Origin of the sequence: Nodosilinea sp. LEGE 06152, assembly GCF_015207525.1 — a bacterium.
Lineage (GTDB): Bacteria > Cyanobacteriota > Cyanobacteriia > Phormidesmidales > Phormidesmidaceae > Nodosilinea.
Window position 1 is genome coordinate 120,622 of sequence record NZ_JADEWR010000014.1, and the last position, 17,849, is coordinate 138,470.

Here is a 17,849-nt window from a genome sequence, read left to right on the forward strand (position 1 = left end):
AAGACCAGCATAAGTTCAGTGGCGTAGCACCATGTCTCAAGAGTTTGCCGCCGGGTTTCCAAGCGTGCGCCAGGTTCAAAACCTGATCCGCGATAAGACCTCTATTGAAGTCAAGCTCATTACCGGCGATGTCGTTTCTGGTCGTGTCCTGTGGCAAGACCCGCAATGCATTTGTGTAGAAACCGAAGACCAGAGCAAGCACCAAATTTGGAAGCAAGCCATTGGCTTCCTCAAATATTCTTAATTCGTCGCTCTGCCCCTAAGCAGTCTTCATGTGACCCTGTAGCCTGCCAAATTGATTGGGGCACAATAACCCCAGGTGGATGTCTACCCTCGCTGATGTGCTGGTCCCCTGATTGTAGTAAAGCCGTTAATCCACCCGTTTTATGGAGCTTTTGATCAAATGACTATCGAAAAAATTGTTGAGCAAGCCCTACAAGACGGCTACCTCACCCCCGCCATGGAAGCTGAAGTCGGTCGCATTTGCGATACTGCCGCCGAGCTTTCGATTGAAGAATACATGGCCCTCGATCGCCTGATGGGTGCCCTGCTAACCGGCGAAGTGGTGGCCGTACCCCGCAAGCAGTTCATCAACGTGATGGAAGAACTGGTGCTGACCGAGGCGATTTCACGGGTGGCCGAAATTGAGTCTACCTCTGACAAAACCCTTGACCTGGGCGATATTGCCGCCTATGCCCTCAACCGGCTGCCGCCTCTCTACGCGACGACCGAGGAGGGGGCCAACTTCCAGCGGGAAAATGCTCGCGGCGATCTGTCCGCCCTGATTGCTGAGCAGGTGCAGCAGGCCATTTCTCGCAACCTCGACCAGCCCGACTTCTACCCCGAGCGCCACACCATTCAGAAAAAGGGCGGCGACAGCGTGCTCAACCAGGTCAGCTCGCTGCTGCAAGACCATGCTCACAAGTTTGAGCCAGCCTCGAAAGCCTAGCGATCGCCCCAGAGCGGCTCAAGTGTGTACCATTCACAATGCTTTACCAGGGTCTTGATTTAGCCAGTTTGGCCGGATCAAGGCCCTGATTTTTATGCCGTTGACTAGAACGGGTATACCCGGGGGGCGATCAGCACCGTGAGCAGCCAAAAGGCCAGGTTAAAGGGAATGCCCACCCGCAAAAAGTCGGTGAACTTATAGCCACCGGGGCCGTAGACCATGAGGTTGGTCTGGTAGCCAATCGGGGTGCTAAAGCTGGCCGAAGCCGCAATCATGATGGATACAACAAAGGGAATAAAGCTCACCCCCAGATTTTGGGCCAGCGATAGGGCGATCGGAAACACCACCGCCGCCGCCGCGTTGTTGGTAATCACTTCGGTCAGCACGGTGGTGACGCCGTAGACAATGGCCAGGGCAATCCAGGGGTTGTCGCCCCCCAGACTGAGCATGCCGCCCGCCAGCACCGCCGCCGCCCCGGTGACCTCTAGCGCCTTGCCCAGGCCCAGGGCAGCGGCTACCACCAGCAGTACTGACCAATCGACGGTGCGAAAGCCCTGCTGAAACGAGCAGCAGCCCAGGATGACCATCAACAGGGCTGCCAGGGTGGCGGCGTTGAGCATATCCATCCAGCCGGAGGTGGCCAGGGCTACCATCAGCACCAGAATGGCCAGGGCCACAGGGGCGCGATCGTGGCGCAGGGGGTCTGAGTTGGGAACCTCACTGACCAGATAAAAATCGCGGGAGGCGCGGCGCTCTTCTAAAAACGAGTGATTGGTCTCTAGCAGCAGAGTGTCGCCAGTTTGCAGGCGAATGTCGCCAATTTTGCCGGGCAACCGCTCGCCGTTGCGGCCCACCGCCAGCACCACTGCCCCGTAGCGACTGCGAAACTTGCCCTGTCGAATCGTAATGCCCACCAGGGGACAGGTGTTTGAGACGACGGCCTCGATCAGGGTGCGCTCGGTGCGAGGGGTATCGAGCTTAAAAACCTGGTCGGTGGCAGGCTGAAGGCCACGAATTTGGTTGAGATCGACAATGGAGTCGACCATGCCCACAAACACAAGCTGGTCCTGCTCTTGCAGAGTCTCCTGGGGGCCAATGGCAGTCAGCAGTCGCTCCTGCCGCTGGATCTCGGTGAGATAGAGCCCTGGTAGATGGCGCAGCCCGGCTTGCTCAACGGTTTTACCCGCCAGGGGGCTGTGGTCTTCGACGACCATTTCCACGGTGTATTCGCGCGGGTCGTCGGCGTCGGTGATAGCGGGTTTGCGCACTGGCAGCAGCCAGCGCTGGGCCAACACCAGCATCAGGGTACCGGCGATCGCGCAGGGCACCCCCACCGGCACCAGGTCAAATAATTTGAGGCCGGGGTAGTCGGTTTCGGCCACCAGCAGACCATTGACTACCAGGTTGGTGCTGGTGCCAATCAGCGTACACATGCCTCCCATAATTGCCGCGTAGCTGAGCGGAATCATTAGCTTGGAGGGGCTAATGCGCAGCTTGCGGCACCAGTCGCTCACCACCGGAATAAACATGGCGACCAGCGGTGTGTTGTTGAGAAAGGCGCTCATCCCCAAGACTGGCAGAACCAGTCGCAGCAGGGCAGCTGTTTGCCCCTTGGGCAAGCCCAGCAGCGATCGCGAAATAATATCTAGACCGCCGGTCTGCTGCAGCCCTGCTACGACCACGTACAGCACGCCTACCGTAATCATGCCGGGGTTGCCAAACCCCGCCAGCGCGGTGGTGGCATCGAGCACCCCAGTCAGCAATAGCGTGGCCAGGGCCGCCAAAAAGATGGCCTCTGCTGGCAGAGGCGTTAGGGCGTTGAGCAAAAAAGCGAGCAGGATAACGGCTATCGTGAACCAGCCAGCCCAGGTGAGCTGCCCCGGCAGCGATACCAGCCCCAGGGACAAGGCACCCCCCATCAGAACCGCCAACCCTACTATTAGCGTCACCACCAAGGCACGCTTTCGGACTGCGTTCTGGGTTGAAAAGGTGCTGAAACGTTGCCTGTCCTGAAGCGGATCGTATTCCATAAAGATTCAACTGGGGCGCTGCCCTACTGTGCTGGGATTAAACTATTGCGTTGGCCCGTAGTAGGGCATTCGCGACTGGCTAAAAAGCTCAGGATGAGGACGCTACCGGGCGACGCTCACAAAGCCAACATTGGCGATCGGGTGCTGGCCCGCTAGTAGCGAATGACGTCAGCGGCGTTGAATCAACCAATGGCGCTTGCTTAGCCAGTTATCTCCGCCCTACTAGGCCCAGGCCAAAGGACAATCGCTGTGAGATGCATCTCTGTGCGCGGCAGGCTTTTAACCTCGCCCATTTTAACAGCGGGAGCAGTTTGAACGGAATTAGTTTGGCTTTTCATTCCACGGCGAATAGCTCTAGCTATGGGTAACGGCGAGGGGCGATCGCCCCCGCGGTCCTTTCCTCTATCCCCTATTTCCTGGGTTAGCTATCTCGCTGATCGGCAAAGGCAGGGCGCTGGTGGCTCCAGGGGTTAGCCTGCTCAAGCTGGGCGGCCAGCGCCAGGAGGGTAGCTTCATCAGCAGGGCGACCCACTAGCTGCACGCCCACGGGTACTCCGTTGGCATCAAACCCTTGCGGAATAGCTAGGGCTGGCTGGCCGCTGGCGTTGAACGGAGGGCAGGGGGCTACCCAGTTGATCACGTTTTTGAGAATTTGGGGCGATCGCAGATTTTTCCACTCCCCTACCCGAATAGCTGGGTGCATGTACACCGGCAGAATCAGCACATCGTAGGGCTGGCAGAACCGCACAACTTGGCGGGCTACCTGCTGTAGTTTTGCCACTGCCCGCAGGTAAGCGCCGCTGTTGATGCGCCAGGCTCGCCAGTAGAGCCAGCGGTTCATCTTTTCCATCACAATCCAGGGCACACCCACTTCGGCCAGCACGCACTCCCAAACCACCACAAAGGGCTCAATCAGGTCTTCCAGATTGGGAAACGTCACTTGTTCAGCGGTATGCCCCAGGTCTTCAACCTGCTGCACAGTTTCGTAAATGGCCTGGCGGCACACCGGATCCACCTCGCCGATGGGGTCAAGCCGGGTAGCATAGCCAATCCGCAGGGGTCGGGGCGGTGTCTTCAATCCCGTCAAAAACGACGGATTGGGATTCGGTAGCCAGTAGGGATCGCCCAGTTCATAGCCGCTGAGCACATCTAAAAGCGCCGCTGTGTCGGCCACAGTGCGCCCCAGCGGGCCATTGACAGCCAGCCCGTTCAGCCGCTCTCCCACAGGAGCAAAGCTCACTCGTCCGCGAGCGGCCTTCATCCCCACCAGACCGCAGCAAAAGGCCGGTCCCCTGAGCGACCCACCGCCATCAGAGCCTTGGGAAATAGCGCACAGCCCCGCCGCCAACGCCGCTGCTCCGCCACCGCTGGAGCCGCCCGGTGTGTAGTCCAAGTTCCACGGGTTGCGGGCGGGGGGAAAGCCTGGCGGCTCGGTGTAGGGCAGCGAGCCGAGTTGAGAGGTGGCGGTTTTGCCTAAAATTACCATCCCCGCCTGGCGCAGCTTGCCGACAATGTAGTCGTCGTGGCTAGCAATGCGATCGCACGCCGCTTTGATGCCATAGGCGCAGGCCACGCCCTCCACCGGGTTGAGGTCTTTGACCGACACCGTGACCCCAAACAGGGGAGGTAAATCGTCAGGATTACTGGCCAGGTGCTCAGTCTTGGCCTTGGCATCGGCTAGAGCCTGCTCTGCCATTACCGTTACATAGGCCCCCAGGGCTGAGTTGAGCCGTTCGATGCGGCTGAGGTAACCCTCGGTTAGCTCCAGGGGTGAAATTTCTTTAGCGCGAATCAGCCTAGCCTGTTCAAGGGCGGGCAGGAAGGCAAGATCGACTGAATTCATAGGCAGTCCGTACTGAGGGCAAGCTGCCTTCAGAATATCAAGCCCTGACTGGGCAGGGGCAGGTTTTCTGAAGGCAAGTACTTATCAGTGGCGATCGCCTGCGTATTTGCCCTAAAAAACCAAACTGGCCAGCCGAAAACAGCCGACCAGCTAAGCTCAGCAGCCCTTGGGCTATAGGGTCAGAGACTGGGGATTGTTCTCAATCACATTGGCCAGATCCTTGAGGAAAGCGGCGGCATCAGCGCCGTAGATGACGCGGTGATCGCAGGTGATATTGACCTGCATCTGCCGCTTGACACCCATCAAGCCATCGGCGGTGGCCACTACCGTGGGGCGCGAGGCCCCGATCGCCAAAATCGACCCCTGACCCGGTGGCAAAATGGCGTCAAAGCGATCGACCCCAAACATACCCAGGTTGGAGAGGGTGAAGGTGCCCGAGTTGTACTCATCGGGCTGAAGCTGCTTAGAGCGCGATCGCGCCACCAGATCGGCCCAGGTGCGCGAGAGCGAGTAAATGTCGTACTGGTCTGCGTTCTTGAGCACGGGGGTAATCAGGCCACCCCCTTCCATCGCCACGGCCACCGCGATATTGATGCCCGATCGATACTGAATACCCTGGTCGGTATAGCCTGCGTTGAGCAGCGGATGCTTTTGTAGGGTGACGGCTACGGCCTTAGCCAGCAGCCCGGTCATGGTCACGCCCTTAGACTTAATCTGCTTGTAGAGAGAATCCAGATTGTCGGTGGTAATGGTGTAGCCCACGTGGAAGGTTGGCACCGCCAGGCTGGCCACCATATTGCGAGTGACGGCCTGCTGCAGCGTGTTGAAAGGCACCACCTGACCCAGGGGCACTGGGCTAGGSACAGGCGCGGCGGGGGGTGGAGCAGGAACGGGGGCCGCAACCGGAGGTGCCACAGCGGCCATCGGCGTGGCCACTGGCCCAGTGGTGCTGGGGGTTTTACCCGCCGCCAGCTCAACATCTTGAGCCACAATGCGACCGTGGGGACCGCTGCCTTGGAGAGTCGTGAGGTCTACCTTGAGGTCTTTGGCCAGCTTGCGGGCGCGGGGAGAAATGACCACTCGATCACTGGGGCTGCCAGAGGAAGCACCATTTTGGGCGGCCGGAGCGGGTGCTTCAACCACGGCGACGGGGGCCGCGGCGGCCGGGGCTGCCTCACCGCCGATGGCACCGGCCTTAGCAGCGGCCTGCTGCTTCGCGGCGTCAACCTCGGCTTCGGTTTCGGCCAGCAGCGCGATCGCCTCGCCCACCGGAGCGGTGCCACCCGCCTCCACCACAATGGCCGCCAAAATGCCTTCGTGGAACGATTCCACATCCATATCGGCTTTGTCAGATTCGACAATCACCACAGTTTCGCCCTTTTCAATCCTGTCGCCAGGAGATTTAACCCAAGACACAATTTTGCCTTCGGTCATAGTCGAACTCAGGGCGGGCATGAAGACTTCGCGAATCATGGAGGTGGCTTCCGAAACAGGGTTAAAACGATAGAGCAGCGAACGGTACGGCGCTGGCCAGCGAATGAGGACAGGAGCAGGAGACCCAGCCCAGACGGGAACCCTGGCTAGCGCGCAACCGCCACGCTGGGTATCCCGCTGTTGCCATGTTCGAACCCGGTGGCAATCGCTATACCAAGGATTTATTCTATCCCCAAGGCTGAACCCTCAGGACGTTGATCAGAACGTTTAAACGCCAGAATGCTCCGGCGTTCAAACGGTGTGGGCCTACAGTTCGCCGCGAATCTCTTGAATCACGCCGTCTTTGATTAAAATTTCGACCTGGAGCTTGCGCACCAGATTGTCGCCGACCGACACGTTGAAAAAGCTCTCCACCTTGCCCTGCTCGACTTCGGCATCAACGGCCAGGGTTTGAACTTCCTGCAGCTGCTGTAGGCTCTGATTTTTTTGCTGCAGCAGCTTGCTCTTGTCCTGGTTGAGCTGGTTTTGAATATTGCCCATCTGCTGCTGAATTGCGGGGCTGTTGGGCTGGGTTTCGGCCTGCTTTTGCAGCTCGGCCACCATGCGCTGCCCCTGCATTTCGAGCTGCTGCAGACGACCGTCAACCTGGTTAATTTGGGCTTGCAGCTGCTTCTGGGCCTCTTCTTTCCAGAGGGGGGTCACGATCGCCTTAATGTTGACTACTCGCTTGAGCAGCAACGATTGATTCTCATCCATAATCTTTGACGCAATAAAGAAATCACCACTAACCGACTACGACCACAGGGGTCTGGGGCCGGACTATTTCGCCGGGCACAGCCGTAGGTTAGTGAAGTCTTTACACCACCCACAGCTACACAAACATCGCGTCAATCATATCGCGATACCGGGTCGTAACCACGGGGCGACGTACTTTAAGGGTTTGGGTGAGCAGGCCATTATCAATGGAAAACGGCTCCAAAATCAGGCGGAAGGGACCAATGCGATCGTCGGGCCGGTAGCCGGGGCGATCTTTGACCTCGCGGCTGAGCTCATCGCGAAACAGCTTTTGCACCCGCTCATCGTCGAGAGTAACGGCCGTACAGTCGGCGGGGGCTGGGGTGTCATCGCCAGGTGCGGCCACAAACAGAGCCTGAGTAGCCGCCCAGGCCTGCAGCGCCTCCAAATTGGGCACAATCAGCGCGCCCAGCGATCGCTGATCTTGGCCCACCAGCATAATCTGGTCGATGTACTTGCTGCGAATGCAGGCGTCTTCGATGGGCTGCGGCTCAATATTCTCGCCGTTGGTGAGCACGATAGTATCCTTAGCTCGTCCGGTCAGCACCACGTTGCCGTCGCGGCTAATCCAGCCCAGGTCGCCCGTGTCGAACCAGCCCTCGGGGTCGATCGCCTTCTGGGTGGCCTCGGGGTTGCGGTAGTAGCCCTCCATAATCTGTGGCCCCCGCGCCAGCACCACCCCCTGACTGCCCTGGGGCAGCTCCTGGCGGGTGTCGAGATCGACAATTTTGACCTCAGTAAAAGGAATTGGCTGGCCTGCCGCCCCGCGCAGGTTGTGCCAGGGCCGCCGGGCCGAGAGCACTGGAGCAGTTTCGGTCAGCCCGTAGCCCACGATCAGCTGTACGCCAATGATTTCAAAGAAAATGTCGATGTGGCGAGCCAGCGAACCGCCGCCGCTGATCAGCTGCTTGACCTGCCCCCCGGTGGCCTCGCTCACTTTGCCGTAGACCAGCTTTTTGCCCAGCTGGTGCAGGGGCCACAGGGCCAGAGCCACCAGCCCCGACCCCAACCGCCGAGGGCCAGAAACCTCGGGCTCGTCAATTTTCATATCCTGCCAGCGCCAGAGGTTTTCAACGTAGCGCTGACTGAGGCCAAAAAAGGTGAAGATCAGCTTTTGTTTGCCGGGGCTTTGCTCGCGAAACTGCTTTTGCGCCCCTTCGTAGATTGACTCCCACAGGCGGGGCACCCCCACCATGTACTGGGGTTTGGTGGCCTTGAGGTCGGCCTTGAGGTGGCGAATGCTGCTGTAGGTCTGGGTACAGCCCCGCGAGAAAAGAAAATACTCAGCGGTGCGCTCAAAGCTGTGCCAGGAGGGCAAAATGCCGACCACGCGATCGCCCGGTTTGGGCTGCACCACCGACTCTAGAGTATTGATCTGGTGCAGCAGGTTGCGGTGGCTGAGCATCACCCCCTTGGGCTGGCCGGTGGTGCCAGAGGTATAGATCAGCGTGGCCAGATCTTCGGGCTTAATGGTGACCGGAGTGTAGGGACGCTCCTGCCCTAGGGCCATCAGCTGACTAAAGTTGAGAATTTTGAGGCGCTCATCGGTGGGCGGTTCTTCGTCGGAGAGCAAAATCACCAGGGCGATCGGCAGAGCACTGAGGCGGTCTTGCAGGCGCGTCAGCAGCGCCAGGGTTTCTACGACTAGCACTGTGCTCTCGCTGTGCTCGGCAATATAGATCAGCTCTTCTTTTTCGGCGGTGGCGCTGCGCACGGCGTTCATGCCGCCAGCGGTCATAATGCCCTGGTCGGCAATAAACCAGCGGTGGCTGTTGTCGGCAAACAGAGCTACGTGGGCGCGATTCTCTACTCCTAGGGCCTGCAAACCGCTGGCAAAGGTGCGAATCGCCTCGGCCATTTGGCGATAGGTGAGCGTGGCGGCGGGCTTGTAGTGAGGGTCGTGGAGGGCCACGATGTCGCCGTATTTCTCAGCCACGATCGGCCAAATCTCGTGGAGAGCCTGAAGCTGCTGGTAGGGGTTGTGGGCTTCCAGACAGGCGCGATCGCGTTGTCGCACCTCTTGCAATGCAGTTGTGGATACGGGCATAGCGGCCACCAAGAAATCAGGAAAAGCTTGCGGTCATCGTACCGCAGCCTGACCTCAAGCTAGCCCTAATCCTGATGGGGCTTAACATTCACCCTTCCAGAAAATTAACTGGTTGCCAACAGAAGGGGTAACCATTCAACTATCAGCTATTGAGGCGAGCAGCCCTGCCGCTGACCTGAGGGATTTGGTTCACGGCAAGCAGCTTTTATGTTTGGCGAAGCAAAATATAGAAAGCCGGGCAACTAAACACTGGCCCGGCTGGTTCACGTTCTATCCTCGAGCCCATCAAGCTCAACGCTCCATGCTATGTACATCTTGCCGCAACAAACCCAACTGTCTGGCCGCCCAGCTCGCCGAGAGCGATGCCGTGGTCGATCAGCTGCTTCGGCAGCTTAAGCGCTGTAGCCTGCGTCCCCGCCGCACCGTCTGGCAGCGGATCAACGCCTTCGGGCGATCGCTTTGGGGTCGCTTGCGATGGGCGCTCACCCACTAGCGCGTCACCCCGCTTACTCGGCGGAGTCAAATACCGTTTCGTCTTCCTGCCGCCAGGCCGGATCAACCAGACAAATAAACACCAGCGGCTCCGCGCCCGTATTGCGAATGTACTGGCGGGCTCGGGGCGGAATGTAGACCGCATCGCCTGGCCCAACCGGGCTGGTTTCGTCGTCAATGTGCATCTCCCCCTGCCCGGCCAGAACGTAATACACCTCGGAGGTGGTCAGGGCATGGGGGGTAGACACCTGCCCCACCGGCACCACCGCGTGGGCCAAACTGTAGCGCAGGGCAATATCTTGTTTATCGGGGTGCAGCAGCTCTCGCAGCTGGGTGCCATCACCGGCCACAAATTCGGGGCAGTCGAGCAGTTTGCGAATCAGCATGGCGGGCAACCGTGGGGGCAGAGGCTTTTGGCCAACCAGCTGGCTACGGGGCAGGAGTTACCGTAGCCGGGCTAGAGGCCTGGGCAATTTTCTCCGCCATCATAGCTTCAATAGCCGTAGGGGCCAGCGGGCGCGAGAACAAATAGCCCTGGCCCAGCTCGCACCGCAGCGCTTTGAGCTGAGCGTGGTGGCGGTGGGTTTCTACCCCTTCGGCAACCACATCCAGGCCCAGGTTCCAGGCCAGGCGCACCACCGACTGCAAAATCTCTAGCTTTTCAAAATCCTGGTCGGCGTTCTCAATAAACGAGCGATCGATTTTTAAGCAGTCAAAGGGAAAGCGATGCAGGTAGCTGAGCGACGAATAGCCGGTGCCAAAGTCATCAACCAGCAGCTTAATGCCCAGCGCCTTAATCTGCTCCAGGGTGGCAATGATGCTGTCTGAATGGTCGATGAGCACACCCTCGGTAATTTCAATTTTGAGCCGGTTGGCCGCAAAGCCCGTTTCGGCCAAAATCTGCTGAATTTTCTCCACCAGGTTCTGCTGCGAGAACTGCTTGCTCGACATGTTGACGCTAACCGTAAAGTTGGCCATCGCCGGAAACTCCAGCGTCCAGGCCTGCATCTGGCGGCAGGCCTCGGCCAGCACCCACCAGCCCAGCGGAATGATCAGCCCGGTGGCCTCGGCGATATGGATGAACTCTCCCGGCATCAACAGGCCTCGGGTGGGGTGCTGCCACCGCACCAGCGCCTCAAAGCCGCATATTTCTTCGGTGTTAAGGGTAACGATGGGTTGGTAGTGCAGCCGCAGTTCGTTGTCTAGCAGGGCCTGACGCAGGTCTATTTCGGTGCGCAGACGCAGGTCTTGCTGCACCTGTAGCGAGCTGTCAAACACGTACCAGGCCCGGTTGGGGCTGTCTTTAGCCTGGTGCATGGCGGCGTTGGCGTCGTGCAGCCAGTCTTCTGCGCTCGCGTAGACGGCGGGGCCGAGGGCGATACCAATGCTGGCCTCAACCGATACCTGCTGCTGAACCAGGAGGGGTTGGGCAATGGCCGCCTGAATCTGCTCGGCCAGGTCAATGGCGGTGGAGCTGGTGGCAATGTCTTCGAGCAGGACGGCAAATCCGTCGCTCCCCAGGCGAGCGATAGTGGCGGCGGGGGATAGCTGCGATCGCAACCGAGCGGCTATTTCAACCAGCAGCTGGTCGCCCACCTGGTGACCCAGGCTGTCGCTGATAACCTGGAAGCGATCGAGGTCGATAACCAACAGCGCCATCAAAACCTGGGGCTGATCGTGGGTGCGGGCCAGGGCGTGGCCCAGGCGATCCATAAATAAATCTCGGCTGGGTAGCTCGGTTAGCGGATCGCGAAACGCCTGCTCAATCAGGCTGGCTTCCTGCTGTTTGGCGGCAGAAATATCTCGCAGCGTGAGCAGAGCCGCCGCCGTGCCGGGGCCTGCCAGTGGTCTGCCCGTGACCGCAACCCAGCGGGTAGAGAGGGGCGTATTGGCCACCAGCAAGAGTTCTTCGTCTTGTAGACACTGGCCGCCCAAAACCCGGTGGAGCGGCAGTTCAGCCATAGCTAGGGGGTGCTGATAGCGGTCGAGCAGCTGATACCCCGACGGGTTACCGCTGCCCCCCAGGCCCGCCAGTCCCCCTGGGAACAGGGCCTCAGCGGCAGCATTACCCAAGAGCAGCGCCCCCGCCGCGTCAACGACGACGACGGCATCGGGTAGATGGTTGAGCGCGGCCAGGTACATCTGGGCATCTGGGCAGGGGGGCTGTGACATAGGGCTTAGGGAGTAGCGAAGGGATCGAACCAGCCATACCCGTTATCAATGTGAGTCATTGACAACGGAATGAGTCGCATCGGGTGCGAATCGCGGTTGATAGCTCTAACATRCCCCAAATGCGGCTGAGTTGCGCCTCTAGCCGTCTCCTTGACCAGCCTCCTGAAGCTGACTGGGGAAAGAGACAGAGTTGGGAACAACACCAAGGTGCATCTGGTCAATCCTGACTTTAGAAACTTAAGATAAAGTGCTGTAAAGGATTTATGAACCGTCGAACGTTATCTATCACGGGCAGTTCAAGGTTACCGCTCAGGGCCTACACTAAGAGCTGTTATATCAGGGTCATCCGTTAATTCACATAGACTGACCTAGTAACCAGGGGCGGTACCCTGGGACGGTGGTAGTTTTGGCTTAGGCTCAGGAAGCCAGGCCGCAAACGAGCAGCCTCCACAGCGCTGCAGTGGGTTACGAGTCTGTGGTTGAACAGCCAGGCTGACGAAGGCATTTTGGGCAGCATGGAGCAAACACTACTAGGAGGTCGGTACCAGGTTGTCCGGCGGCTGGGGTCAGGGGGGTTCAGCCGTACCTTTTTGGTGATCGATATACACCTGCCCAACCATCCTCGCTGCGTGATCAAGCAGCTCAAGGTGCAGGATAAAGACACTGGCACCCTTGATATGGCCCGTCGCCTGTTCGACACCGAGGCGCAGGTGCTGTACCAGCTGGGCAACCATCCGCAAATTCCCGCCCTGATGGCCCACTTTGAGGAAGACCAGGAATTTTATCTGGCCCAGGAATATATAGAGGGCAGCCGCCTGAACCGCCAGATCGAGGAGGGCAAGCCCTGGTCAGAAACTCGGGTGGTGCTGCTGCTGCAAGAGGTGCTGGAGATTCTGTCGTTTGTGCATCGTCAGCAGGTGATTCACCGAGACATTAAACCGTCTAACCTAATTCGTCGCCACCGCGACGGCAAGCTGGTGCTGATCGACTTTGGGGCGGTTAAGCAGGTGACCTCGTCGCCGCTGCTCGATGCCGAAACCGGGGCCACCAACATCACGGTGGCCATTGGCACCCACGGCTACATGCCCAACGAACAGTATGCCGGTAAGCCCCGCTTTAGCAGCGATGTATATGCAGTCGGTATTCTGGGCATTCGGGCGCTGACGGGCCTGCACCCCCAGAAGCTGGAGGAAGACCCGATCACTAGCGAGATCGCCTGGCGGCAGCATGCGCCAACGGTGTCGTCGTCGCTGGCGGCAGTGCTCGACAAAATGGTGCGCTACGACTTTCGCGATCGCTACCCTACCGCCCAAGAAGCCCTAGAGGCGCTGCAAAACCTGCCTAACCCCTTGCACGGCCTCATGGGTACCCAGATCTACCAAACCTGGATGAAGGGGGCCAACGGACGGGGGCCGACCTTTCCTGGCGATGACAGCGATACCGCCGTTGGCCCCACCGAGACCTCAGAACCTACGGCCTTTGCTGACGACCAAGACCCAACCTCCCTCTTTCCGGTGGATATGGCCTACAGCAATGGCAATGGTGCGGCCCCGCCCGCTGCCGCTGTCGCCTCGGGCGTTTTAGACTTTCAGCCCGCCCCCCGCCGCCAGTCGCTGGTTGTCGGCAGTCTACTGGGGGTATTGGGTATTGGCCTGGTGCTCTGGCGCAGCGGCCTGACCATTGCCCTTGAGCTAAATGGGGCCGAGAATGCGATCCCCTTTCAAGCGGCGGCTGTGCCAATGCTGACCACCGATTTGGGCATGCTGCTGCCCCCTGAGGAAAAGGCGGCTTTTTTAACTCGCCAGGGCGATCGCCTGCGGCACCAGGGCCGCTACCCCGACGCCCTCGCCACCTATGACGAAGCCGTCGCAAGCCAGTCTGACTTCGCCGCCGCCTACCTGGGGCGGTGCAGAACGCTAATTGCGCTCAAGCGCCCCATTGAGGCCATTGCCGCCTGCGACGATGCCCTGGCCTACAGCACCTACTACCCCGAAGCGGTGCGCAGCAAGGGCAATGCCGAAGAGCAGCAGGGCAAGCTGCTGGCAGCCCTGGCCCTATACGAGAGCACCAACAATCTTATGCCCGCCATGTTTGAAGCCTGGCTCGACCGAGGGCGGGTGCTGCAAAAGCTGGGCCGCTCGGCGGAGGCCATTGCGGCTATTGATCAGGCGATCGCCCGCAACCGCGAGTCGGCAGAAGCCTGGACCGTGCGCGGCGAAGCCACTTGGACCCTAAAACGCTACGACCAGGCCATTATNTGSCKCYKAWAMASMTCTMCNGAKYMMMCSMRACWWCKNCNMGGMTMWMGWANTGCNGYCKWCAGGCTCGTCAGACGCTGGGGCGGTAGGCGGGTGGATAGGTGGGCGGGTAGGCGGGTGGGTGGGTGGGTGAGGACAGTGGCTTAGGTGGGCGGGCGGGTGAAGCGGGGATCAACGGGCTAGTATCTCGACGCTGATTTTGGTTTCTAGGCTAGAGCTGACCCGGCCGCCCTCCTGGGTACTGCCGTGAACCGGCAGGGTTTGGGCCGGGAAAGGGCTGGCGACCAGGGCAATGTGGCGATCGCTGACCGCCAGCCCGTGGGTCGGATCAAAGCCACGCCAGCCGCCACCAGGCACGTATACCTCGGCCCAGGCGTGCAGGTCGCGCTCAGCCACAGCAGGATCGCCCTCCTGGTAACCGCTGACAAAGCGGGCCGCCAACCCCACCGCTCGACAGGCCTCCATGAACAGCACCGCAAAATCGCGACAGCTGCCCAGCCTTTTGGTCCAGGTAGTGCCTCCGGGCCAGGGATGGCCTGTGGCTCGGGTGGTATAGTCGCAGGTTTCGTAAATATGGGACGCCAGCGCGGTTAAAAATAGCCCCACGTTGCCGTCGGTGCGGTGGGCGATCGCTTGAGCCAGATCAACTACACCAGCTGCGATCGGGTCGTGAGCCTGGCTGAGGTAGGGCAGCAGGGCCGTGCGCACAGTCGTCGGATAGTCGATGGGTAGGGTAGTGGCCCAGGGCTCGGCCAGATAATCGAAGGGATTTGAGCGATAGGTTTCAACGTCGGCAGTGGTTACTAGGGTAAACTGTGCGGTCGGGGTGGGCTCAAACCAGAGGCCCAGCGTAGTGTTGCCGTCCAGATCGGCGATCGCCGTCTGCTGACTGGGGTCAGGGGTTACCTCCAGGCCAAAGCTGAGCAGCTGCTGGGCACAATCGCTGCGGGGGCGCAGGCGTAGATTGTGGTGGCGCAGGGTGACTGGCTGCTGATAGCGGTACTGAGTAAGGTGATGAATTCGATAGCGCATGGCGAGCAGAAACCTGACATGGGAAATGGCGGTCAAGCCTTTATAGGCGATCTCGGCAGAGTTTTAGAGAAGACCATCAGAGAAATTAAAGGGTTGGAGAAGCTCAAAAAAGCCTCATTTTGAACCTTTACACTCAATTAACGGTAGCAGACCCCTAATTTAGCCCCTGTAGCTAAATTGTCATTGAGCTTAACAAACAGGAGCTTTTTGATTGCCCCTCCACCCCGATTTTTCTCCGTTTTTAATGCCTACCCGCCAATAAAACCGTTCTAGAACCGCCAACATCATCGCTATTTTTTAGCCTACGGCCCGACTATTGGTGATCCCCATTAACGTTAAAACCTGTTAAGAAGGATCCAGGCCTTTGGTTTTTTGCTGCCCCAAACAAGGCGCTTTCGCTGCTCCATCTGGGGAAGCAAACGGCCTAGCAATTGGGCTGCGATCGCTCTATCCAAAGGCGGGGATCGCCCGTCCTCACATGATCCCAAGGTTAAGCATTTATAAAATAAGGTTGCACCTCCTATAAAACAGCGTAATAATAAAACCTATAGGGAACGCAGTAATTTAACCTGCAACTTTATCAACAGTTCTCGCAGAAGATGGGCCATTGCGAGAATCTTTTTGGCTAAAACAGTCCACAGATAACATTTCTGATTTATTCATTAAAAAGCTGCCGGAGTCACAAAATGATTGGTCATTCTCAACAAGTTCATTGTCCTAACTGTGGGCAACTGGCCGAAAGGCACCACATTGACCCCGACCAGTTGGTGCGTACTCAGTGCGCGGCCTGCGACTACCTCATGATCACCTGTTCGCGTACGGGTAGAGTCATTGAGGCCTATGCCCCAGGGCTGTTTGCCGCCTCAGCCTGCTAGTAGCAACCCAGGGGCTGACCAGTCCCTGGCGCTCTCGGCACCCTGCTTATCGCCCAATGTCTCAGCTAAACCTCTTAATCTTCAGTATCCCCGACTGGCCGCTAGGGCAATGTCGGGGATATTTGTTTGTGTCCTTGGTTTAGACCCGCCCACCGTTTCAACGCCTGCCCGTAGCCCTGGCCAAGTTGGTATAGTCAGAGCCAGCACTACAGCACAGTACGGTTCGCCCTAGGACAACGCAAGTATGGATTTTATGCTTCGGGAATGTCGGCTACCCAGCGGCGAGGCGGTTGATATTGGTTTAGAACACGGGCTTATCAAGGCGATAGAACCTCGGCTTGAGGCCAAAGCGGACCAGGTCATTAGCATAGGTGGCAAGCTGGTGAGCCCGCCCTTTGTGGAGTCACACATTCACCTGGACTCAGCACTTACGGCGGGTCAACCTCGCTGGAACCAGAGCGGCACCCTGTTTGAGGGCATTGAAATCTGGCGCGATCGCAAGCAGTCGCTCACCCTGAAGGATGTGAAGGAACGCGCGATCGCCACCCTTAAGCTCCAGGCGCAGCAGGGGGTGCTGTTTGTGCGCACCCACGCCGATGTCAGCGAAACCAGTCTCACCGCCCTCAAAGCCCTGCTCGAAGTACGCGACATCGTCAAAGACTGGATCACCGTGCAGGTAGTCGCCTTTCCCCAGGATGGCCTCTACGGCAGCCCCGGCAATCTAGAGCTGATGACAGAATCCATAAAGTTGGGGGCCGATGCGGTAGGCGGCATTCCCCACTACGAAATGACTCGCGAAGACGGCGTGCAGTCGGTGCACCGCGCCTTTGAACTGGCCCAGCAGTACGATCGCCTGATCGACATCCACTGCGACGAAATCGACGACGACCAATCGCGGTTTTTAGAGGTTGTAGCGGCCTGCGCCGTGCGATCGGGCCTGGGATCGCGCGTCACCGCCAGCCACACCACCGCCTTCGCCAGCTACAACAACGCCTACGCCTTCAAGCTCATGGGTCTGCTGGCCCGCGCTAATCTCAACTTTATCGCCAACCCGCTGATCAACATCACCCTCCAGGGCCGCACCGACACCTACCCCAAGCGGCGCGGCGTCACCCGAGTCAAAGAACTCTGGCAGCAGGGGGTGAATGTCAGCCTCGGCCACGACTGCGTGCAGGACCCCTGGTACAACCTGGGCACCGGCAACATGCTCGATGTCGCCTCCATGGCCGTCCACGTTTGCCAAATGACCGGCCAAGACGAGATCGCCGCCTGCTACGCCATGATCACCACCAACGGCGCTAAAACCCTCGCCCTAGGTGAGTCCTACGGCCTTGAAGTCGGTAAACCCGCCAATCTGATCGTCCTCGACGCCGACAGCCCCTACGACGCCATCCGCCGCCGCGCCACCGTTACCCACGTTTTCTCTCGCGGCAAACTGCTGGTGCAGACGAAGCCAGCAGAGGTGACGTGGGAGTAGGGGGGATGGGTAGGCGGCTAGATGGGTAGATGGGTGAGTTTTGAGTTTTGATTTGCGGTGGGGAAGGTGCGGCAGGTTGCGGGGTTGAATACTCCCTACAGGTTCATTGGCAGAACAGAAGTTTAAACCGATGATCAGCCAGTCCTTTCCGTGAGGTGCAGGACGACGGAACGTCCTGCTCGTAGGCCGGAGGACGCGCGAAGCCGGGGGTCTGGGGCCAGCGAAATGGCCCCAGCAGCAGATCTGGCTTTGCCCCCAATTGTGCGCCGCAAGCTCAGATCTTTGGCTAAAAAAACTTAATCCTAGTGGTGGGCAGTGCCCACCCTTGTATCTTAAAAAGTGTGGCAGACCGTCCCACCCTAGGTTAAGCAAACCGCGTGTAGCTTGGGTCGCCGCACCTTTAAGGATAAAACTCGAAAAATCGCCAGGAGCCTGTGACTCCGTA

Annotated in this window: 13 protein-coding genes and 1 pseudogene; 6 read left to right on the top strand and 8 right to left on the bottom strand. The window is 59.0% G+C overall.

Features of this window, described 5'->3' with window-relative positions; translation table 11 throughout:
• Positions 1-31: 31 nt before the first annotated feature.
• Positions 32-244, top strand: a complete 213-nt coding sequence (locus tag IQ265_RS19260; protein WP_194056532.1) for an RNA-binding protein hfq — start codon at positions 32-34, stop codon at positions 242-244.
• Between the two features lie 159 nt (positions 245-403).
• Entirely contained in the window at positions 404-949 is a 546-nt protein-coding gene (locus tag IQ265_RS19265; RefSeq protein ID WP_194056534.1) for a late competence development ComFB family protein, read from the top strand.
• A gap of 104 nt (positions 950-1,053) precedes the next feature.
• Here the strand turns inward: IQ265_RS19265 and IQ265_RS19270 are convergent, their stop codons facing one another.
• The 5 genes from IQ265_RS19270 to IQ265_RS19290 all read right to left on the bottom strand — a co-directional run bounded on the left by IQ265_RS19270 (position 1,054) and on the right by IQ265_RS19290 (position 9,098).
• The gene (locus tag IQ265_RS19270) at positions 1,054-2,868 is read right to left on the bottom strand and encodes an SLC13 family permease (protein ID WP_228038123.1); all 1,815 of its coding nucleotides are present in this window, start codon (positions 2,866-2,868) and stop codon (positions 1,054-1,056) included.
• 532 nt (positions 2,869-3,400) lie between these two features.
• The gene (locus IQ265_RS19275; RefSeq protein WP_194056538.1) at positions 3,401-4,822 is read right to left on the bottom strand and encodes an amidase; all 1,422 of its coding nucleotides are present in this window, start codon (positions 4,820-4,822) and stop codon (positions 3,401-3,403) included.
• A gap of 171 nt (positions 4,823-4,993) precedes the next feature.
• Positions 4,994-6,295 carry a dihydrolipoamide acetyltransferase family protein gene (locus IQ265_RS19280; RefSeq protein ID WP_194056540.1) on the bottom strand — a complete coding sequence of 434 codons (1,302 nt, stop codon included), beginning with the start codon at positions 6,293-6,295 and terminating at the stop codon, positions 4,994-4,996.
• A gap of 267 nt (positions 6,296-6,562) precedes the next feature.
• Positions 6,563-7,012: a YlqD family protein gene (locus IQ265_RS19285; RefSeq protein WP_106869964.1), complete on the bottom strand. Its 450-nt coding sequence runs from the start codon at positions 7,010-7,012 to the stop codon at positions 6,563-6,565.
• 115 nt (positions 7,013-7,127) lie between these two features.
• Positions 7,128-9,098 carry a long-chain fatty acid--CoA ligase gene (locus tag IQ265_RS19290; RefSeq protein ID WP_228038125.1) on the bottom strand — a complete coding sequence of 657 codons (1,971 nt, stop codon included), beginning with the start codon at positions 9,096-9,098 and terminating at the stop codon, positions 7,128-7,130.
• Between the two features lie 301 nt (positions 9,099-9,399).
• Here IQ265_RS19290 and IQ265_RS19295 point away from each other — a divergent pair, with 301 nt between their 5' ends.
• Entirely contained in the window at positions 9,400-9,591 is a 192-nt protein-coding gene (locus tag IQ265_RS19295; RefSeq protein ID WP_194056542.1) for a hypothetical protein, read from the top strand.
• 13 nt (positions 9,592-9,604) lie between these two features.
• Here IQ265_RS19295 and IQ265_RS19300 read toward each other — a convergent pair whose 3' ends face one another.
• On the bottom strand, positions 9,605-9,976 hold the full coding sequence (locus IQ265_RS19300; protein WP_194056544.1) for a cupin domain-containing protein: 372 nt from the start codon (positions 9,974-9,976) through the stop codon (positions 9,605-9,607).
• 43 nt (positions 9,977-10,019) lie between these two features.
• The gene (locus IQ265_RS19305; RefSeq protein WP_194056546.1) at positions 10,020-11,762 is read right to left on the bottom strand and encodes a bifunctional diguanylate cyclase/phosphodiesterase; all 1,743 of its coding nucleotides are present in this window, start codon (positions 11,760-11,762) and stop codon (positions 10,020-10,022) included.
• Between the two features lie 479 nt (positions 11,763-12,241).
• On the opposite strand from IQ265_RS19305, the pseudogene IQ265_RS19310 reads away from it, so the two are divergent.
• Positions 12,242-14,167: pseudogene (locus tag IQ265_RS19310) on the top strand (serine/threonine-protein kinase).
• A gap of 24 nt (positions 14,168-14,191) precedes the next feature.
• On the opposite strand, the gene IQ265_RS19315 reads toward IQ265_RS19310, so the two are convergent.
• Positions 14,192-15,052: a transglutaminase family protein gene (locus IQ265_RS19315; protein ID WP_194056548.1), complete on the bottom strand. Its 861-nt coding sequence runs from the start codon at positions 15,050-15,052 to the stop codon at positions 14,192-14,194.
• Positions 15,053-15,738: 686 nt separating this feature from the next.
• On the opposite strand from IQ265_RS19315, the gene IQ265_RS19320 reads away from it, so the two are divergent.
• A complete protein-coding gene (locus IQ265_RS19320) occupies positions 15,739-15,927 on the top strand; it encodes a replication restart DNA helicase PriA (protein WP_106873161.1) in 189 nt (62 codons plus the stop codon).
• 244 nt (positions 15,928-16,171) lie between these two features.
• The gene (gene codA, locus IQ265_RS19325) at positions 16,172-17,404 is read left to right on the top strand and encodes a cytosine deaminase (protein WP_194056550.1); all 1,233 of its coding nucleotides are present in this window, start codon (positions 16,172-16,174) and stop codon (positions 17,402-17,404) included.
• The last annotated feature ends 445 nt before the right edge of the window (positions 17,405-17,849 follow it).